The 18,064-nt window shown below is 71.0% G+C and carries 19 protein-coding genes and 1 tRNA gene; 9 read left to right on the forward strand and 11 right to left on the reverse strand.

Annotated features, from left to right (window positions below):
• Nucleotides 1-19 precede the first annotated feature (19 nt).
• From RJQ01_RS12345 to RJQ01_RS12360, 4 genes are all read right to left on the reverse strand, one after another.
• A complete protein-coding gene (locus RJQ01_RS12345; RefSeq protein ID WP_350477019.1) occupies nucleotides 20-1,258 on the reverse strand; it encodes a peptidoglycan DD-metalloendopeptidase family protein in 1,239 nt (412 codons plus the stop codon).
• Between the two features lie 181 nt (nucleotides 1,259-1,439).
• Entirely contained in the window at nucleotides 1,440-2,258 is an 819-nt protein-coding gene (locus tag RJQ01_RS12350; RefSeq protein ID WP_350477020.1) for an inositol monophosphatase family protein, read from the reverse strand.
• Between the two features lie 3 nt (nucleotides 2,259-2,261).
• Nucleotides 2,262-2,343 (reverse strand) — tRNA-Tyr (locus tag RJQ01_RS12355).
• A 91-nt stretch (nucleotides 2,344-2,434) separates the two neighbouring features.
• Nucleotides 2,435-3,214 (reverse strand): lytic transglycosylase domain-containing protein, encoded by a 780-nt coding sequence (locus tag RJQ01_RS12360; protein ID WP_350477021.1) that lies wholly within the window; start codon nucleotides 3,212-3,214, stop codon nucleotides 2,435-2,437.
• Between the two features lie 15 nt (nucleotides 3,215-3,229).
• Here RJQ01_RS12360 and RJQ01_RS12365 point away from each other — a divergent pair, with 15 nt between their 5' ends.
• From RJQ01_RS12365 to RJQ01_RS12375, 3 genes are read left to right on the forward strand one after another with little or no spacing between them, the layout of a single operon-like run.
• Complete coding sequence (locus RJQ01_RS12365) at nucleotides 3,230-3,718, forward strand: YajQ family cyclic di-GMP-binding protein (protein ID WP_350477022.1); 489 nt, start codon at nucleotides 3,230-3,232, stop codon at nucleotides 3,716-3,718.
• 37 nt (nucleotides 3,719-3,755) lie between these two features.
• Nucleotides 3,756-5,243, forward strand: coding sequence for a cardiolipin synthase (gene cls, locus RJQ01_RS12370; protein WP_350477023.1), 1,488 nt, complete (start codon nucleotides 3,756-3,758; stop codon nucleotides 5,241-5,243).
• Nucleotides 5,244-5,275: 32 nt separating this feature from the next.
• On the forward strand, nucleotides 5,276-5,686 hold the full coding sequence (locus RJQ01_RS12375; protein ID WP_350477024.1) for a DUF1801 domain-containing protein: 411 nt from the start codon (nucleotides 5,276-5,278) through the stop codon (nucleotides 5,684-5,686).
• 103 nt (nucleotides 5,687-5,789) lie between these two features.
• Here RJQ01_RS12375 and RJQ01_RS12380 read toward each other — a convergent pair whose 3' ends face one another.
• From RJQ01_RS12380 to RJQ01_RS12390, 3 genes are read right to left on the reverse strand one after another with little or no spacing between them, the layout of a single operon-like run.
• Nucleotides 5,790-7,139, reverse strand: coding sequence for an FAD-dependent oxidoreductase (locus RJQ01_RS12380; protein ID WP_350477025.1), 1,350 nt, complete (start codon nucleotides 7,137-7,139; stop codon nucleotides 5,790-5,792).
• A 55-nt stretch (nucleotides 7,140-7,194) separates the two neighbouring features.
• Nucleotides 7,195-8,259 carry a polyprenyl synthetase family protein gene (locus RJQ01_RS12385; protein ID WP_350477026.1) on the reverse strand — a complete coding sequence of 355 codons (1,065 nt, stop codon included), beginning with the start codon at nucleotides 8,257-8,259 and terminating at the stop codon, nucleotides 7,195-7,197.
• 31 nt (nucleotides 8,260-8,290) lie between these two features.
• Nucleotides 8,291-9,085, reverse strand: a complete 795-nt coding sequence (locus RJQ01_RS12390; RefSeq protein WP_350477027.1) for a class I SAM-dependent methyltransferase — start codon at nucleotides 9,083-9,085, stop codon at nucleotides 8,291-8,293.
• Between the two features lie 92 nt (nucleotides 9,086-9,177).
• Between RJQ01_RS12390 and RJQ01_RS12395 the strand changes: the two genes are divergently transcribed.
• Complete coding sequence (locus tag RJQ01_RS12395) at nucleotides 9,178-10,443, forward strand: isochorismate synthase (protein ID WP_350477028.1); 1,266 nt, start codon at nucleotides 9,178-9,180, stop codon at nucleotides 10,441-10,443.
• 12 nt (nucleotides 10,444-10,455) lie between these two features.
• On the opposite strand, the gene RJQ01_RS12400 is transcribed toward RJQ01_RS12395, so the two are convergent.
• Genes RJQ01_RS12400 through RJQ01_RS12410 form a run of 3 tightly spaced genes read right to left on the reverse strand, consistent with a single transcriptional unit; the run spans nucleotide 10,456 to nucleotide 13,359 of the window.
• Complete coding sequence (locus RJQ01_RS12400) at nucleotides 10,456-11,286, reverse strand: PPK2 family polyphosphate kinase (protein WP_350477029.1); 831 nt, start codon at nucleotides 11,284-11,286, stop codon at nucleotides 10,456-10,458.
• Nucleotides 11,287-11,324: 38 nt separating this feature from the next.
• Entirely contained in the window at nucleotides 11,325-13,100 is a 1,776-nt protein-coding gene (gene menD / locus RJQ01_RS12405; RefSeq protein WP_350477030.1) for a 2-succinyl-5-enolpyruvyl-6-hydroxy-3-cyclohexene-1-carboxylic-acid synthase, read from the reverse strand.
• Nucleotides 13,072-13,359, reverse strand: coding sequence for a PLDc N-terminal domain-containing protein (locus RJQ01_RS12410; protein WP_350477092.1), 288 nt, complete (start codon nucleotides 13,357-13,359; stop codon nucleotides 13,072-13,074). Before RJQ01_RS12410 ends, menD begins: the two co-directional genes overlap by 29 nt.
• Before the next feature lie 156 nt (nucleotides 13,360-13,515).
• Here RJQ01_RS12410 and RJQ01_RS12415 point away from each other — a divergent pair, with 156 nt between their 5' ends.
• The 5 genes from RJQ01_RS12415 to RJQ01_RS12435 all read left to right on the forward strand — a co-directional run bounded on the left by RJQ01_RS12415 (nucleotide 13,516) and on the right by RJQ01_RS12435 (nucleotide 17,074).
• Nucleotides 13,516-13,767, forward strand: coding sequence for a DUF4229 domain-containing protein (locus RJQ01_RS12415; RefSeq protein WP_350477031.1), 252 nt, complete (start codon nucleotides 13,516-13,518; stop codon nucleotides 13,765-13,767).
• A 97-nt stretch (nucleotides 13,768-13,864) separates the two neighbouring features.
• Complete coding sequence (locus RJQ01_RS12420) at nucleotides 13,865-14,377, forward strand: thioredoxin family protein (protein WP_350477032.1); 513 nt, start codon at nucleotides 13,865-13,867, stop codon at nucleotides 14,375-14,377.
• A 9-nt stretch (nucleotides 14,378-14,386) separates the two neighbouring features.
• A complete protein-coding gene (locus RJQ01_RS12425) occupies nucleotides 14,387-15,130 on the forward strand; it encodes a cytochrome c biogenesis CcdA family protein (protein WP_350477033.1) in 744 nt (247 codons plus the stop codon).
• Nucleotides 15,120-15,917 (forward strand): response regulator, encoded by a 798-nt coding sequence (locus RJQ01_RS12430; RefSeq protein WP_350477034.1) that lies wholly within the window; start codon nucleotides 15,120-15,122, stop codon nucleotides 15,915-15,917. The genes RJQ01_RS12425 and RJQ01_RS12430 overlap by 11 nt, the downstream gene beginning before the upstream one ends.
• Entirely contained in the window at nucleotides 15,914-17,074 is a 1,161-nt protein-coding gene (locus RJQ01_RS12435) for a sensor histidine kinase (RefSeq protein WP_350477035.1), read from the forward strand. The genes RJQ01_RS12430 and RJQ01_RS12435 overlap by 4 nt, the downstream gene beginning before the upstream one ends.
• Here the strand turns inward: RJQ01_RS12435 and RJQ01_RS12440 are convergent.
• A complete protein-coding gene (locus RJQ01_RS12440; RefSeq protein WP_350477036.1) occupies nucleotides 17,071-18,051 on the reverse strand; it encodes a 1,4-dihydroxy-2-naphthoate polyprenyltransferase in 981 nt (326 codons plus the stop codon). The genes RJQ01_RS12435 and RJQ01_RS12440 overlap by 4 nt on opposite strands.
• Between the last annotated feature and the right edge of the window lie 13 nt (nucleotides 18,052-18,064).

Below are 18,064 nucleotides of genomic sequence, written 5' to 3' on the forward strand. Positions count from 1 at the left end.
GCCTCCGTGCGCCCGGCGCTCAGCTCGCGTTGGTCGTGAGCCAGGCGAACGGGTCGATCGGAATGCCGTCGATCGCGATCTCGAGGTGCAGGTGCGGCCCCGTGGAGAGCCCCGAGCTGCCGACGGTGCCGAGGAAGGTTCCCACCGGGATCTCCTGGCCCACTTCCAGCGGTGAGCTGTCCCACTCGAGGTGCGCGTAGAGGCTCTCGACGCTCTGCCCGTTGATGACGTGCGCGATCTCGACGCGGTAGCCGTACGTCGTGTACGCGCCGACGCCCGTGACGACGCCATCGGCGATCGAGTACACGGGGGTGCCGCGGCCGGGTACGAGATCGAGACCTCGGTGGTAGGAGGAGCAGCCGAAGCACGGCGCGACGCGGTCGCCGAAGCCGGAGCTGATGGGCACCGTGTAGGGGAACGGCCAGCGCACGGCGCCCGTGCCGTTCGTCGAATAGGAGAAGTTGCGGGTTCCGTACTTGAGGCGCAGCATCTCGGCGTACGAGGTGACCGACCAGTCGTCGCGGCTGGCGGCGGGAGCGGCCACGTTCTCGGTCGCCGGCATCTCGAGCACCTGGTCCTCGACCATCTCGGGTGCGGGCTCGGGCGCGTCAGCCGCGGTCGACTCCAGTTCGTTGGTCGGCACGGCCGCGTAGGCCGCAGACGCGGGCGCGGCATCCGGATCGAAGAGGGCGCTGGGGTGTACGGACGTACCGATGAGGAGCGCTGCGGCGGCGGCCATGACGATGGGCGGGAAGGTCTTCTGGGCGACCCGCTTGCCGAGGCGTGTGCGGGTCGGGGCACCCGCGGTGGCGGTCGGGAGGCTGGCCGGGGTGCGCGGCGCGACGCTACGGCGCCCGCGTGACGACGCGGGATGCACGGGGCCGACCACCGCGGAAGGCTCGACGGCCGGATCGTCGACCGCCTCGAGCGGGGCGGTGGCGATGTCGGCAGGGTTGGCCGGGGTGGGAGGCGACGCCGGCGCGGCGGTGGCAGCACTCGCGTGGGCGCGAACCTCGGCGCGCCGATCCGCGCGATTCGCGCTACGGCCACGGCGTCGAGAAGCCGCCTTCTCGGCTTCACGCAGTGCGCGACGGCTGAGCGGCGCGGGCGCGGCGGGGGTGACGTCGAGCGATACCTCCACCGGCTGCGTTGCCGGGGATTCCTCACCAAATGTGAAGCCCAGGGACTGCAACGTGTCGGGGAGGGCGGTGGCGTCCGTCTCGGGGGCGCTGTTCCGCGGCTGCAGATCGTCTGTCACGGGTATCGGTAGGCCTTGATCACATCTCTGGTCGGGTTCTGGAACTCGAACGTGGGTGGACGACCGTCTCGAGAAGGAGACACGGTCAGGATCCGCGATTATCACGGATTGGTAAAGAGTAACCGGTTCGACGCGATTCGACCAGTCCGTGAATGCTCTTCGCAGGCGGCGCGCACCTGCCTCACACGCGCTCCGGCTCGCCCGCGGATGCCCTCAGCAGGAGCGGCTCGAGGAGCGCCGCCAACTCTGGGTGGGCCGCGAGCAGGAAGGCCGTGCTCGGCCGCGGCACCCCGAGCCCGCTCACGCGCGCGCCCGCCTCCTCGGCGATGAGCGCGCCGGCCGCGTGATCCCAGGGGTTGAGGGTGCGCTCGAAGTAGGCGTCGACGCGACCCGCGGCGACCGCGCAGAGGTCGAGCGAGGCGGTGCCCATGCGGCGGATGTCGCGCACGCGGGAGAGGAGCCGGGCGACGACGGCGCCCTGCTCGGCACGAATGCCGGCGTCATAGGAGAACCCGGTCGCGAGCAGGGTGCGCTCGAGCGAGTCGGGCTGCGCGACGCGCAGGCGCTGCTCGCCGAGGTACGCCCCCTCGCCGGCGGCGGCCGTGAACAGTTCGCCCGTCGCCGGGTTGATGACCGCGCCAGACAGGGCCGTCCAGCTCTGCGGGTCGGGCTCGCCCTCGACCACGGCGATGCTCACCGCGTAGTGCGGGATGCCGTAGAGAAAGTTGACGGTGCCGTCGATCGGGTCGACGACCCAGGTGAGGCCGCTCGTGCCGCCTCCTCCCCCCGACTCCTCGCCGAGGAACGCGTCGTCGGGCCGCACCTCCAGCAGCCGGCCGCGGATGAACGACTCGGTGTCGCGGTCGACCTGCGTGACGACATCCACCGATGAGGACTTCACGTCGGCGACCTCGACGATGCCGCGGCGTGCTTCCGCAACCCGCTCGGCGGCCTCGACGGCGATGCCGCGGGCGATGGCGAGGAGCGAGGTGTCGGTCATGGGTGGCGAGTGAGGGATTCGAACCCCCGAAGGCTGAGCCGTCTGATTTACAGTCAGATCCCTTTGGCCGCTAGGGTAACTCGCCGGGTGCGCGCCCGACCGATGTCGTCACCGAGCGGAAGCGCGAGACAAGGATACAAGAGGTACGACCCTCACGTGACCATCGCTCCGCGCGGTCACGGCACCGCCTGGGCGGCTGCCCGCGCGTAGAGCGCCGAGCGGGTCGCGACGGCGTCGAGGTAGCTGCTGGCCGAGTTGTACGCGGCGATGCCGGCACGCCACGAGGCCTCGTCGCCGAGCGTGGGCGTGGCGCGGCACAGGTAGTTGGCGGCGGCGAGCGCCGCATCATCGATGTTGTGCGGGTCGGCGACGCCGTCGCCGCTGCCGTCGACGAACCAGTTGGCCCAGCTGCCGGGGATGAACTGCATGGGCCCGACGGCGCGGTCGAACTCGGCGTCGCCGTCGATCGCGCCGCCGTCGGTGTCGGGGATGAGCGCGGTCGTCGACCCGTCGAGGGCGATGCCGATGATGGGTGGGCTCACGGTTCCGTCCTCCGCGAGGGATGCTCCGCCGTAGCTGCCGTGCCGCGACTCGACCCAGCCGATGCCAGCGAGCGTGTTCCAGCCGAGGTCGCAGTCGGGGCGCTCGCTCCGCTTCGCGATCGCGGCGCCCGCGTAGGCGGCGAGCGCCCGCTCGGGTATGCCCGTCTCGGCCGCGACGGCGGCGGTCCAGTCCGCGTCGGGGCGGCCCGCAATCCCGGCACGGGTGCGCTCGGAGGCTGCGGGCGGCACCGCTGCCGGCTCCGCCCAGCGCGGCGCTGGCTCGGCGCTCTGCTCGAGCGCAGCATCCGGAGCGGGCTGCGGCGCCGGGCGCAGAAGCAGCAGCACGAGCGCTGCGATGACGACCCCGCCCAGGGTGAGCCCGATCATGAGTCGGGCGATCGCGGGAAGGCTCATGGCTACGATGGTCGCATGGCTGATTCCTCATTCGACATCGTGAGCAAGGTCGACAAGATGGAGGCGGAGAACGCCGTCAACCAGGCGCAGAAGGAGATTGCGCAGCGCTACGACTTCAAAGGCGTGGGCGCGTCGATCGAGTGGAGCGGCGAGAAGCTGCTGCTCAAGGCCAGCGCCGAGGAGCGCGTCAAGGCCGTGCTGGAGGTGCTCGAGGCGAAGATGATCAAGCGCGGCATCGGCATCCGCAGCCTCGATGAGGGCGAGCCGTATGCGAGCGGCAAGGAGTTCCGCATCGAGGTGGGCTTGAAGAACGGCATCTCGAGCGAGGACGCGAAGAAGATCGCGAAGATCATCCGCGACGAGGGGCCGAAGAGCGTCAAGAGCCAGATCCAGGGCGATGAGCTGCGCGTGCAGTCGAAGAGCCGCGACGACCTGCAGTCGGTCATCGCGCTGCTCAAGGGCAAAGACCTCGACGTCGCGCTGCAGTTCGTCAACATGCGCTGACCAGCCACGCGTCGAGCGGCCTCACTAGACTGCGGCCATGAGCGACCAGATCACGGTCAGCGGCGCCGGAGCGATCATCGTCGCCGTGATTCTGGGACTGCTGCTGTTGACGATCGTCATCATCGCGGTCGTATCGCTCGCCATCGTGCCGCGGAACCGTCGGCCTCAGAGCGCACTCGCGTGGCTGCTGCTCATCTACATCCTGCCGATCATCGGCTTCCTGCTCTTCCTCACCCTGGGCTCACGGCGGTTGCCGAAGCGGCGGCGCGAGAAGCAGGTGGAGATCAACCAGTACATCATCGACACCACCGCGGGCATGGATCAGGTGTCGACGAACGATCCGTGGCCGCCGTGGCTCATGCCGATCGCGCAGCTCAACCGCAACCTCGGGTCGATGCCGCTCGTGGGCGGCAACGCTGCCGAGCTGCTCACCGACTACAGCGCCTCGATCGCCGCGATGACGGAGGCGGTGGAGGAGGCGACGCGCTCGGTGCACGTCGAGTTCTACATCATGTCGGTCGATGAGGAGACCGACGGCTTCTTCGACGCGCTCGGCCGCGCGGTCGAGCGCGGCGTCGAGGTGCGGGTGCTGTTCGATCACGTCGCCTCGCTGCGTGTGCGCGGGTACCGCCGCCTGCTGCGCCGCTTGGACGAGATCGGCGCACGGTGGCACCGGATGCTGCCCGTGCGCCCCTGGCTCGGCCAGTACCAGAGGCCCGACCTGCGCAACCACCGCAAGTTCCTCATCGTCGACGGCCGCGTCGCCTTCACGGGATCGCAGAACCTCATCGAGCGCACCTACCACCGTGGCCCGCACTGGTCGGGACGGCTGGAGTGGAAAGAGCTCATGGTGCGGTTCGAGGGGCCCATCGTCGCCGGTGTCGACGCGCTGTTCGCGACGGACTGGTACAGCGAGACCGATGAGCTGCTGCTGCGCGAGACGCCCGCCGTCGTCGAGGCCGACCCGACCCGCCTCCTCGACGCGCAGGTCGTGCCGAGCGGGCCGGCGTTTGAGGGCGAGAACAATCTGCGGCTGTTCAACTCTCTTCTGTACGCGGCCCAGGAGCAGATTCAGATCTGCTCGCCGTACTTCGTGCCCGACGAGTCGATGCTCTACGCGATCACGACGGCCGCGCAGAGCGGGTTGGACGTGCAGCTCTTCGTCTCGGAGATCGGCGACCAGCCGCTCGTCTTCCACGCTCAGCGCTCCTACTACGAGGAACTGCTGCGCGCGGGCGTGCGCATCTGGCTGTACCGCGCGCCGACGGTGCTGCACGCGAAGCACTTCACGATCGACGACCAGGTGGCGGTGATCGGCTCGAGCAACATGGACATGCGCTCATTCAGCCTCAACCTGGAGGTGTCGGTCATGGTGCGCGGCGCGAGCATCATCAGCGAGCTGCGATCGATCGAGCAGTCGTACCGCGACAACTCGCGCGAGCTGACGCTGGACGACTGGATGCGCCGCCCGCGCCACATGCGCATCTTCGACGACCTCGCGCGCGTGACCGCGACCGTGCAGTAGCGGGTCTCGCGCGACACGCGTACGGTTCTTGCATGACGCAGAAGACGCTGCCGACCGATGTGCCCGTGGAGGAGTTCTTCGCGACGTTGGACGCTCGGCGCAGTGCGGAAGGTGCCGAGCTCGTGGAGCTGTACCGCGCCGCCACGGGGGCGGAGCCTGTCATGTGGGGGCCGTCCATCGTCGGATTCGGCACGTACGCGTACACCTACGCGAGCGGCCATGAGGGCATCTGGCCGCGTACCGGGTTCTCGCCGCGCAAGGCGAAGCTCTCGCTCTACGGGCTCACAGAGCACCCCGACTCGCCCGCACTGCTGGAGCGCTTGGGGCCGCACACGGCGGCGGTCTCGTGCGTCTACGTCACGCGCCTTGCCGCCATCGATCTCGACGTGCTCCGCGAGCTGGTCGCCCTTGGCTGGACAGTGACCGCCGACTCCGCCGTCTGACCGCTCCGCCGCCACCAGGCTGCTCGTCGTGCCTGAATTCTTCACCGTCGAGGACTGCATCGCCGTGCCGCGAAGCAGCGCCACGGACTTCTGACGGGGATGCTCAGTCGCGCGAGATGCGGATCATCTCGTCGCGCGGCACGACCTTGATGCGCTCACGACCCTGGTTCTGCCCGAGTGCCACCTCGTGGGCATCGAGGCGGTGCCAGCCGTCGAGGTTCGTGTACAGCACACCGCGGCCGTCCAGGAGGTCGGTCACGGCCTGCTCTTCCGGCTCCGCCGGCGTCCACCACGAACTCTGATCCTTCACCAGGTGCTGGATCGTCTCCATCGCATCGCTCTTCGTGTGGCCGATCAACCCGACCGGGCCGCGCTTGATCCAACCCGTCGCGTAGACACCGGGCACCTTATTGTTGCCGTCGGCGAGCACCTGACCCTCGTGGTTCGGAATCACACCGTGACGCTCGTCGAAAGGGATGCCCTCCAGCGGCGACCCGAAATACCCCACCGCGCGATACAGAGCCTGCACCTCGACCTCGCGAAACTCACCCGTGCCGCGCACGCCGCCCTGACCGTCCGGCTCCGTGCGCTCGTAGCGGAAGCCGCTCACCGCTCCGTCCGTCGTCAGCACCTCGACCGGGCGAGCGTAGAAGTGCAGGTGAAGACGCCGGGACGCCGTGCCCGTCTCGCGGCTGCGCCACTGCGTGAAGATGCGATCAATGACCGTCAGCTGCTTGTTCGACGTGATGGCGTCACGGGAGGCCGCGTCGTAGTCGAAGTCCTCCTCGTGCACGATCATGTCCACATCGCGCAGCTCCCCCAGCTCCCGCAGCTCGAGCGGGGTGAACTTCACCTGCATCGGCCCGCGCCGGCCGAACACGTGCACGTCCGTCACCGGGGAGGCCTGCAGACCCGAGTAGACGTTGTCGGGCACCTCCGTCGGCAGCAGATCCTCCGGGTGCTTCGCGAGCATGCGCGCCACATCGAGCGCCACGTTGCCGTTGCCGATGACCGCCACCGACTGCGCCTCAAGCGGCCACTCGCGCGGAACGTCAGGATGCCCGTCGTACCAGCTCACGAAGTCGGCCGCACCGTAGCTGCCCTGCGCGTCGATGCCGGGCAGCTCGAGCGCAGCATCCCGCACCGCGCCCGTCGAGAAGATCACCGCGTGGTAGTGACTCTTCAGGTCGTCCAGCCCGATGTCGACGCCGTACCGGACGTTGCCGAACACACGGATGTCGCCCGAATCGAGCACCTCCCGCAGCGCATGGACGATGCCCTTGATGCGCGGGTGATCGGGGGCCACTCCGTAGCGCACCAGGCCGTAGGGCGCGGGCAGCTGCTCGAACAGGTCGATCGAAACCTCGAACGCCCGCTCGTGCTTGAGAAGGATGTCGGCGGCGTAGATGCCGGCGGGGCCAGCGCCCACGATGGCGAGCCTGAGCTTGGTCATGAGAACGAGAGCACTTTCTGGATCGGCGGAGTCGGCGAAGCCACGAGGATCGAGACTACTTGCTGCGGTCGACGACGGCTTCCGCGAACTTGGTGAGAGCCTTCGTGACCGGGCTCGGCGGCAGGGGGGCGAGCGCGGCGACCGCGTCATCGGCCCAGCGACGCGCCTCGTCGAGGGTCTCCTCCGTCACCGGGTGAGCGCGCAGCTCGGCGATCGCCGCGGCGAGCTCGGCCTCATCACCGCCGCCCACCACATGCCGCTCGATGCGGGCCAGCAGGTCGGCGGAACTCGGGTCGTTCTGCGCAACGCGCCGCAGGTACAGAAGCGGGAGCGTCGCCACCCCGCTGCGCAGGTCGGTGCCCTGCGCCTTGCCGGTCTCCGACTCCGGCTCGGCCAGGTCGATGACATCGTCGATGAGCTGGAAGGCCACGCCGATCTTCTCGCCGAACACGACCACCGGCTCGGCGTACTCCGCCGGTGCACCCGAGAAGATGACGCCCATCTGCGCGGCCGCCGAGATGAGCGACCCCGTCTTGTCTCTGAGAACCTGCAGGTAGTGCTCGATCGGGTCATCCTCGAGTCGAGGGCCGATCGTCTCGTGCAACTGACCCAGGCACAGCCTCTCGAACGTGTCGGCCTGCAGCTTGATCGCGCCCTCACCGAGGCTCGAGATGAGCTTGCTCGCGCGCGCGAAGAGCAGGTCGCCCGTGAGGATCGCCACCGAATTGCCCCACACGCTCTGCGCGCTCGGCACGCCCCGGCGCATCTCCGCCTCGTCCATGACGTCGTCGTGGTACAGCGACGCCAGGTGGGTGATCTCGATCGCCTGCGCGGCGGTGATCACCGCCGCATTGTTACCCTCGCCTAACTGGGCGGTGAGCAGCGTCAACACAGGACGGATGCGCTTGCCGCCCGCCTCCAGAAGATAGCGGGAGGCGACATCGGCCATGTCGTCGGCGAAGCTCACCTCGCGCAGCAGGCCGGCCTCCACCTCCGCGAGGCCCTCCTCGATCGCATCGGCGAAGCGACGCTCCTCGCTCGAGGCGAAGAGTTTCTCGCCGAGGCCGAGCGACGCGCTGAGCGTTTTGCTGCGGCGGGCGAGGGGAGTGCCGTGGGTCACCGGATCTGCCGATCTGTCGAGAGGAAGGAGGCTACAGGGCCGTGCGGGGCGACGACCGTGCCGTATCGCCCGAGCCGCTGGACTCGGTGGAGCGCGCTCGGCGCTGCGCGACGGACGCGCGGATCGCCGCATTGGCCGGCTTGCGGCCGCGGTGCAGAGCGACGACGCCCGTCGTGAGGTTACGGTACGCGACCCGCGTGAATCCTGCACTGCGCAGCCACTGGCTCAGCCGCGCCTGGTCGGGCCAGTCCTTGATCGAGTCGAAGAGGTACCGGTACGCCTCGGGGTTCGAACTGGCCGCACCCGCGACGAGAGGCATGACGTAGCGCAGGTAGGCGAAGTACCCGGCCCGCACGACGCCGATCGGAGGCCGCGAGAACTCGCAGATCACGAGACGACCGCCCGGCTTGAGCACCCGATACATCTCGGCCAGCGCCACCTCCGGGCGCTGCACGTTGCGCAGGCCGAAGCTGATCGTCACAGCGTCGAACTCGTCATCGCCGAACGGCAGCTTCTCGGCGTCGCCCTGCACGAATTCGAGGCCGGGGTGCCGACGGCGACCCTCCTCGACCATGCCCTGAGAAAAGTCGAGGGCGATGACCTTCGCGCCTGACCTTGAGAGCGCGGCCGCGCTCGTACCGGTGCCCGCCGCGATATCGAGAATGCGCTCGCCGGGTCGAGGGTCGACCGCCCGGCCCGTCGCCGCGCGCCACAGGCCGGCGTTGCCGACGGAGAGCACGGCGTTCGTGCGGTCGTAGCCGCGCGCCACGCCGTCGAACATCGCCGCGACCTCGCGCGGCGTCTTCGTCAGGTCTGCCCTCGTCACACCCTTCAGTCTAGTGAGCGCTCACCCGGGGTTGCCCGTGAGCCGCCTGGGCAGGCGTCGAGTGCGCAGGACGCGCAGAGTACGCTCGTCGCGTGCCCTCCCCCGCTGCCGCCGCGGCGCATTCCGCCGCCACCGCGCTGCGAGTCGTCACGGAGATCGTGCCCGACCCCGGGCCTCTTCTACGCTACGCGGAACCGGGCAGCCCGCTGCTCGCGCTGCGCCGCGGCGACGGCATCGTCGGCGTCGGAGAGGCGCTGCGGCTCGAGTACCGGGGCGCCGAGCGCATCGCCGACGCCGCCAGCCAGTGGCGGGCGGTGAGCGCCCTCGCCGAGGTCGACGACCCGGTGGGCCGACCCGGCAGCGGGCTGGTCGCGTTCGGCACTTTCGCGTTCGCCGACGACTCCGGCGCCATGAGCGCGCTCATCGTGCCCGAGCTCGTCATCGGGCGCCACGAGGGCGTCTCCTGGGTCACGCGCGTGAGCGTTGACCAGAGCAGCCTCGAGCCTGTCTCCACTCCCCTGCCGCGGGGCATCGGCGAGCGCCCGCGCGCCACGCTTGCAGCGTCGAGCCTCAGCCGCGACGCCTTCATGGGGGTGGTCTCCGAGGCGCTCACCCGCATCCACGCTGGCGCCCTCGAGAAGGTCGTCATCGCGCGGGATGCGATCGCGCGCATTCCTGCCGACAGTGACCGTCGCGCGCTCGTGGACGAGCTCGCCCAGGCCTACCCGGACTGCCTCACCTTCGCCGTCGACGGCCTCTACGGCGCCAGCCCGGAGACGCTCGTCAACGTGCACGCCCGTGAGGCGAGCGCGCGCGTCCTCGCCGGCAGCACCGCGCGCGGGGTGAGCGCCGCGGAGGACGCCGCCGCGGCCGCGACCCTCGCGACGAGCACGAAAGACCTCGACGAGCACGCGTTCGCCGTCCAGAGCGTGCTGCGCTCCCTGCGCCCGCACGCCCGCGCCGTCACCGCGAGCGAGCTGCCGTTCACCCTCAAGCTGCCCAACCTCTGGCACCTCGCCACCGATGTCGCCATCGAGCTCGGCGAGCAGTCCAGCGCCCTCGACCTCGTCGCCGCCCTGCACCCGACGGCCGCCGTCGCGGGGTCGCCCACCGCCGACGCCCTCGCCGTCATCGCCGCCCTCGAACCCTTCGATCGCGGCCGCTACGCCGGCCCCGTCGGCTGGATCGACCAGGACGGCGACGGCGAATGGGTGATCGCCCTGCGCTGCGCGACCGTCGCCCCTGACGGGCTGCTCACCGCCCACGCCGGCGCGGGCATCGTCGCCGACTCCGACCCCGAAGCGGAGCTCGCCGAGACCCGCATGAAGTTCCGGCCGATAGCCGACAGTCTTCGGTAGCGGCACCAGCAGTCACGGTGACGACGCCGCGAGGCGCTCCTTCTCGACCTCGACGTCGAAATCGGCCGTCGGCCACTGCGGGTCGAGGTCGCGCAGGGCCGACAGCAGCAGGGACTGCACGGCGAGCCGGGCGTACCACTTGCGGTCGGCGGGCACGATGAACCAGGGCGCGTGGTCGGCGTCGGTGCGCTGGATGGCGAGCTCGTAGGCGCGCTCGTACTCGGCCCAGAGCATCCGCTCATCGATGTCGCCCGGGTTGTACTTCCAGTGCTTGTCGGGCCGGGCGAGGCGCTCGGCGAGACGCTCCCCCTGCTCCTTCTTCGAGATGTGCAGCATGACTTTGACGATGCTGGTGCCGCTGTCGGCGACGCGCCGCTCGAAGGCGGTGATGTCGTCGTAGCGCTGCTCGATCTCCTCAGCGGGGGCGAGCTGCCGCACTCGGCCGATGAGGACGTCCTCGTAGTGAGAGCGGTCGAAGACGCCGATCTTGCCGACCGCGGGCAGCTGCCTCTCGACGCGCCACAGGAAGTGGTGGCTGAGCTCCTCCTCGGTCGGCCGCTTGAAGGCGGCGAGCTGCACGCCCTGCGGGTCGACCGCACCGATGACGTGACGCACGATGCCGCCCTTGCCCGCCGTGTCCATCGCCTGGATGACGAGGAGCACACGGCGCGTCTCTCCCGCGGTGCTCGCCGCGTGAAGCCGCTCCTGCAGCGTGCTCAGCTCGTCGACACCGTCGGCGAGCGCCTGCTCACCGTCGGCCTTGTCGCTCTCGAAGCCGGGGGTGGAGCGCGTGTCGATGTCGCGCAGTCGTACGTCGTCGGGGGCCCTCAGCAGCTCATCCATGGCCCGAGGGTACCGGGGCGGGCTCACAGCCGCGCGGGTCAGGCGTCCGACGACGTCTCGGGCGGCGTCGTCTCGGTCGGTGCCGGCTCGGCCGGTGCCGGCTCGCCCGCAGCGCTCTCGCTCAGCGGCACCTCGACGACGAGGCGGGGCTCGGGCGCGGTGAGCGCGTCATCGAGCTCGGCGCGGGTCGTCACTCGGCGGTACGCCCAGCCTCCGGCGGCGGCGAGCGACGCGAGGTCGACGGCGTGGGGCGTGCGCATGACCATCTCGAAGTCGGCGGCGGGGGCGGTCGCGGCCACCTCGAGATCGTCGAAGATCGTGCCGCCGCCGTCGTTGCCGACGATGACGTGCACCCGCAGGTCGTCGGGCAGCGCCGCGAGGAGCGCGCCCGCATCGTGCAGCAGGGCGAGGTCGCCGAGCAGCACGCGCGTCGTGCCGGGCGTCGCCGTCGTCTCCGCGTCGGCCGCGCCGATCGCCATGCCCGTCGCCGTCGACACGGTGCCGTCAATGCCGGCGAGCCCGCGATTGGCGTGCACCGGTATCGCCTTGCCGGGCACGAGCGCGTCGGCGACGCGGATGAGCCGGGAGGCGGCGAGCACGAGGCGATCGTGCGGCCACGTCGCTGCCCACACGGCGCGCACGAGCATCCGGCGATCGACGGGGGTGCGCAGCACGGCGAGCTCGGCGGAGGCGAAGGCGGCGCGCACGCTCCGGTCGCTCGAGACGGCGAGGGAGAGGTCGGGTGCGGGGTCACCGGGATCCTGCGAGTCGAGCACGGCGCGCGACATGCTCACCCAGCCGCCGACCCAGCGCCGCACGACCGCGCGGTCAGGTGCGCCCTGCACGCGCACCTCGTCGACGACGCGCGCCCGGCGGCCTGGGTTGTACGCCTCGACGCCCGGCGTGCGCACGACGATCGCCTCGACGTCGCCGCGCTGCAGCAGCGCCGGCACCTCGCGGCTGAGGGTGGGGTGGCCGAGCACGACCGCCCGGCCGACGGCCTCCCCGTGCGGCCCGCGCAGCACGTCGCGGTAGGCGACGACGAGGTGACGACCGAAGCGGGCGCCGCTCGACACCTCGGCGATGAGCGGCGCGCCGAGATCGACGGCGAGCTGCTCGGCCGCCGGGCCTGCTCCGTGGCCCGCGATGACGACGGTCGCGTCATCCGGTACGAGGTCGACGACCTCTCGCGGCGCAGCGGGCGGTGCGTCCTCGAGGCCGGGCGTGGCATCGATCCGCTCCGGTACGAGAACGCTCCCACTCAACGGCTCCCGATACGCGAGGTTGAGGTGCACCGGGCCCTCGGCGCTCGCCCGGATGGCGAGGGCGGCGAGAGTGCGGGCATCCTCGTGCTCGCCGTGCGCGCCCGTTGGGGCCGGAACATCCCAGTCGGCGCGCACGAGGTCGCCGAAGATGCCCGGCTGCACGGTGGTCTGGTTGCTGCCGATACCGCGCAGCTCCGCCGGTCGGTCGGCGCTCAGGACGATGAGCGGAACACCCGAGTGGTGCGCCTCGAGCACGGCGGGGTGCAGATTCGCGACCGCCGTGCCGGACGTGCACACGACGGCGACCGGCCGACCGGTCTGCACGGCGAGCCCGAGGGCGGTGAAACTGGCGACGCGCTCGTCGATGCGCACCGTGAGCCGCACGTGGCCCGCCCGGGCGTAAGCCGCCGCCGCGAGAGCGAGCGCCTGCGAGCGCGAACCGGGGCTGAGCACGACATCTCGCAGCCCGTGCGCCACGAGCCCTTCGAGGAGGGCGGCGGCGGACGACGAGGCGGGCGACTCAGCGCTCAGCGGAGGGAGGATTGTCATCGTCGAGGTCGGCGAGCTCCTGCTCAAGACGGCGCAGTCGCTCATCCTGCTCGGCTCGACGTGCGACCTCGTCGCGGCTGAGCGTACCGAGGAACGCCGGGTCGTCATCCGGGGCCACCGTGCGACTCACTCGCCCGGGCCCGCGGCGCGCCTTGCCGACGATGAGCCACAGAACGCCGCCGAGAACGGGGAGCACGACCACGAGGACGGCCCACGCGGCCTTCGGCATGGCGCGGATGCGCGAACGGTCGGTGAGCAGACCGTCGACGAGCGTTTAGATCGTGTAGGCGACGGCGACCACCTCGAGCACGACGTTGACTCTGGCCATGCCCCTACTGTAGCCACGCGCTCTGGGCGGCGCCCGAGAGCGGGCCCTACGCAGCCTGCACCCCGGTCGCGCTCGTAGAATGGCGGCATGAGTCCCTGGATCGCCTACAGCCTCGTGCGGTTCGGGCTCTTCGGCGGAGTTCTCGCGCTCCTCTTGCTCGTGCAAGTGGAGTGGTGGTGGGCGGCGATCCTCGCCACGATCATCGCCTTCACCGTCTCCTACATCTTCTTCCCTGGCCTGCGCCACGCGGTGGCGGCCGACCTCGCCGCCCGACGCACGCGCACGACCCCGCAGGATCCGGACGCCGACGCCGAAGACGCCGCGCTCGAGAACCGCTGACCGACCGGCGCGGGCGCAGCGTTCGCCGCACCCCGCGGTAAGGGTTTCGTAAGCTGGGGCGCTGTCGGCGCGATCGAGACCCGCCTAGATTCTTCTCATGACCTCACGCGTGCCCTTCCTGCGACTGGCCACCCTCGCGACCGCCCTGGCCCTCGTGGCCTCCGGCTGCGTCCCGCTCGACGAGCCCGGCGCCGAGCCCTCCGCGGTCGCGTCGAGCGAGCCGAGTTCGAGCGAGCCGATGGACGAGGCGAGCGAGGGCGAGGCGATGGACGACGAGGCGATGGACGGCGAGGAGGGCGCGCAGCCGGGCGCGTACGTCGAGTACCGCGACGGGATCATTGCCGAGACCGCCGGGCAGAAGGCACTCTTCTTCCACGCGTCGTGGTGCCCGCAGTGCCGGGCGCTCGAGGAGAGCATCCTCTCCGGGCAGATCCCTGACGACCTCACGATCATCAAAGTCGACTTCGACACGGCGACGGCGCTGCGCCAGCAGTACGGCGTGACCATCCAGACGACCATCGTGTACCTCGACGACGACGGTACGGCGCTCGCCACCGAGGTGCTGTACTCCGACACGACGCTCGACGCCCTCGTGGCGGCGGCGCCCTAGGCTCGCGGCGTGGAAGGGCTCGCTCTCGTCAGTCTCGCCGCGGGCGTGCTGACCGTCGCGGCGCCCTGCGTGTTGCCGCTGCTGCCGATCATCATCGGCGGGTCGATCGTGGCCGACGACGCCGGTTCGACGCGGGCGCGCGTGCGCCCGTACGTTATCGCCGGCTCGCTCGCCGTGAGCGTCATCGCCTTCACCCTGCTGCTGAAGGCGACGACGGCGCTGCTCGGCGTCCCCACCCAGGTCTGGCAGATCGTGTCGGGTGTGATCGTCATCCTGCTCGGCATCAACCTGCTCGCGCCCGGCCTGTGGGAGAAACTGTCGACCCGCCTCGGCCTGGGCGAGCGCAGCAATCGCGCGCTCGACGACTCCGTGCGACGGCAGAGCATCGGCGGCGACATTCTCACGGGCGCCGCGCTCGGGCCGGTCTTCTCGAGCTGCAGCCCCACCTACGCTCTCATCGTCGCGACCGTCCTGCCGGTCTCCTTCGCGGAGGGGGTGCTCTACGTGAGCCTGTACGCGGTGGGTCTCGCCATACCGCTGCTGCTGATCTCGCTGGCCGGGCGGGGAGCCGCGCGGCGGCTCGGGTGGCTCGCCGACCCGCGCGGCTGGTTCCGCCGCACGATGGGCGTGCTGTTCGTCATCGTCGGCATCGTCGTCATCGTCGGCGCCGACAAAGCACTGCAAACGCTCATCCTCGACCTCGGCTGGTACAACCCCATCGCTGAGCTGGAGGGCGTGCTGCGTGGCGAGTGATCGGGCAGCCGATGCGGTGCGCGCGCGACCCCTCGACGGTCGCCGCGTACTCGTCGTCGACGACGACCCGACACTGCTCGAGATCGCCGCGACCTACCTGAGCGCAGCCGGCGCGACCGTGGCGACCGCGCCCGACTCGGTGCGCGCCCTCCATGCCGCGCAGGAGGGGGAGCCCGACCTGGTGGTGCTCGACCGCATGATTCCCGGTGTGGACGGGCTCGAGGTGGCGCGCCGACTTCGTGGGCGCTCGAGCGTGCCGATCATCATGCTCACCGCGCTCGGGGAGGCCGAGCACCGCATCGAGGGCCTCGAGGCCGGGGTCGACGACTACCTCGCCAAGCCCTTCTCGCCGCGAGAGCTGGTGCTGCGGGCGGAGGCGCTGCTGCGCCGCTCGATCGCTCAGCAGGACGTGGACGGCGACGTCACGCTGGGGCGCCTGCACCTCGATGCGGCGGCCCGCACGATCTCTCTCGACGGCGCGCCCCTGACCCTCACCGCTCGCGAGCACGACCTGCTCGCCCACCTGGTGCGGCGTCCCGGCCGCACGCTGCGCCGCGACGAGCTGCTCGGCGAGGTGTGGGGCTGGACCATCGGCGACGTGTCGACCATCACGGTGCACGTGCGCCGGCTGCGCGAGAAGATCGAGCGGGATCCGTCGCATCCGCGCATCATCACCACGGTGTGGGGAGTCGGCTACCGCCTTGACCCGGCCGGCCTCGACCCGGCCCCGGCGCCCGCCGGGCTTGACCCGGCCCCGGCCGAATCCGAGAAGCGCGGTGCCCCGTGACGCTCGGCGACTACGCGCAAGTGCTGGGCTTCGCTGCGGGTAGCGCGCTCGTCGCGGGGCTGCTCGCGGCCGTCGTGCTGCGGATCGCGCGCCGAGCACCCCTCGTCGTGCACGTCATCGTGATCGTCGCGGCGGCCGTCGCGGCGGTCGCCGGGGGCATCGCGCTCACCGCGGGCGGCATGTACATCAACGACGCCGACACGATGGTCGCCCTCTCGGTGACCGCGGCGAGCGGCGTCGTCTCTCTCGCCATGGCACTCCTCCTCTCCTTGGCGCTGTCGCGGGATGCCCGGGGTCTGGGCCGCGATGCCCGCCGACTTGGGGCTGGCGACACCGTCGAGCCGGCACGACGCGTGACCGCCGAGCTCGACGCCGTGCAGGGCGAGCTCGCCGAGTCGAGCGACCGGCTCGCCGCAGCGCGCACCGCCTCGGAGCGGGCGGAGGCGGCCCGCCGCGACCTCGTGGCCCGCATCGCGCACGACCTGCTGGCGCCACTCGCGAGCATCCGCGCCATCGCGGAGACCCTCGAGGATGGCCTCTCCTCCGAGCCGGACCGGCACGCGCGCCAGCTCGGGTCGCATGTGACGCGCCTGCACGCCCTCATCGGCGACCTGTTCGAACTCTCGCGCATCGACGCCGGCACGCTCGCGCTCTCCCCCGAGACGGTCTCGCTCACCGACCTCGCCTCCGACGTGGTGGCCGACTTCGCTCCGCTCGCCGCCCAGCACGATGTGGTTCTCGAGCTGGAGGCGAGTGACGCGGTCACGGCCGAGGTCGACGCACAGGCTCTCAGCCGCGCCCTCGTGAACGTGGTTGTCAACGCGATCGAGCACTCCCCCGTCGGCGGCGTCATCACGGTCGCGGTCGACGAGCACGAGGGGTCGGGGCGCGTGCGCGTGCGCGATCGCGGGCCCGGTATCGCCGAGGCCGACCTTCCGCACGTCTTCGACGCCGGATGGCGCGCCGACGCGGCGCGCACCACCCCTCGCCTGGGCCTCGCCGGCGGCGCCGGACTCGGTCTCGCCATCACCCGCGCGATCCTTGAGGCGCACGGCGGCAGCGCGGGCGCCGCACGCGCGGAGCCCGGTGCGCAGTTCACGCTTCGACTGCCGCGGCCCGATGCGCGGTCGACCCCACCAGCGGCGCGCGCCCGTTAGAAGGCGATCGTGGCGGCGAGCCCGAGCCCGGTGAGCAGCGCGGCGAGCGACGTGAGCTTGAGAGCGAGCACGAGCTCACCCGACGTGCGAGCGAGCAGCACGATGAGGATGACCGGGGCGCTGACGAGGAGCGTGCCGTACACCGCCGGTGCCCACTCGAAGAGCAGCGCGAACGGCACGAGCACGCCGTACGCGCTCACGAGCAGCACAGAGAAGAGGATGCGGGCCGGCAGGTCGCCGAGTCGCACCGCGAGGGTGCGCTTGCCGACCAGGGCGTCCTGCTCCCGATCGCGGATGTTGTTGACGAGCAGCACCGCCGCGGCGAACAGCCCCGCGATGACACCTGCGAGCCACGCCTCGAGGGGCCACTGCTGGATCTGCACGTAAGTCGTGCCGACCGTCGCGACGAGCCCGAAGAACACGAAGGCGACGAGCTCTCCCAGCCCCGCATAGCCGTAGGGCTTCCTCCCCCCCGTGTAGAACCAGGCGGCGATGAGCGCGACGGCGCCCACGGCGAGCAGCCACCAGACGCCGCTCAGAATCACCACGGCGAGACCGGCCGCGGCGCCGAGGCCGAAGAACACGAGCGCGACGGTGAGCACCGTGCGGGGCCTCGCCGCGCCCGAGCCGGTGAGGCGGCTCGGGCCGACCCGGTAGCGGTCGGTGCCGCGCACGCCATCCGAGTAGTCGTTGGCGTAGTTGACCCCCACCTGCAGGAACAGCGCCACGGCGAGGCACAGCAGGGCGATCGCGAGGTTGTAGCCGAGCGTGTTGTAGGCGACCGCCGTGCCGAGCGCCACGGGGGCGATCGCGAGGCTCACCGTACGCAGTCGGGCGCCCGCGATCCAGTCGCGTGCGGTCGCGGGACGCGCCTTCGCCGGGTTGCCGGATGCCGCCGCCGCCTTCGCCGGATTCGTGCGCTTCGCGCTGCCGCCGCGGGCGCGCTTCTTCTTCGTCTTCTTCGTCGGGGAGGCCACGGATGCGAGTGTA

It is taken from the genome of Microcella sp., from assembly GCF_040286215.1.
In the GTDB taxonomy this organism is placed as follows: Bacteria; Actinomycetota; Actinomycetes; order Actinomycetales; family Microbacteriaceae; genus Microcella.

What these genes read in the sequence shown, in the direction of transcription:
- RJQ01_RS12365 (WP_350477022.1), top strand. Translation starts at nt 3,230, where the DNA reads ATGGCTGATTCCTCATTCGACATCGTGAGCAAGGTCGACAAGATGGAG.
- menD (WP_350477030.1), bottom strand. Translation starts at nt 13,100, where the DNA reads ATGACAATCCTCCCTCCGCTGAGCGCTGAGTCGCCCGCCTCGTCGTCC.
- cls (WP_350477023.1), top strand. Translation starts at nt 3,756, where the DNA reads ATGAGCGACCAGATCACGGTCAGCGGCGCCGGAGCGATCATCGTCGCC.
- RJQ01_RS12350 (WP_350477020.1), bottom strand. Translation starts at nt 2,258, where the DNA reads ATGACCGACACCTCGCTCCTCGCCATCGCCCGCGGCATCGCCGTCGAG.
- RJQ01_RS12375 (WP_350477024.1), top strand. Translation starts at nt 5,276, where the DNA reads ATGACGCAGAAGACGCTGCCGACCGATGTGCCCGTGGAGGAGTTCTTC.
- RJQ01_RS12400 (WP_350477029.1), bottom strand. Translation starts at nt 11,286, where the DNA reads ATGGATGAGCTGCTGAGGGCCCCCGACGACGTACGACTGCGCGACATC.
- RJQ01_RS12415 (WP_350477031.1), top strand. Translation starts at nt 13,516, where the DNA reads ATGAGTCCCTGGATCGCCTACAGCCTCGTGCGGTTCGGGCTCTTCGGC.
- RJQ01_RS12360 (WP_350477021.1), bottom strand. Translation starts at nt 3,214, where the DNA reads ATGAGCCTTCCCGCGATCGCCCGACTCATGATCGGGCTCACCCTGGGC.
- RJQ01_RS12420 (WP_350477032.1), top strand. Translation starts at nt 13,865, where the DNA reads ATGACCTCACGCGTGCCCTTCCTGCGACTGGCCACCCTCGCGACCGCC.
- RJQ01_RS12380 (WP_350477025.1), bottom strand. Translation starts at nt 7,139, where the DNA reads ATGACCAAGCTCAGGCTCGCCATCGTGGGCGCTGGCCCCGCCGGCATC.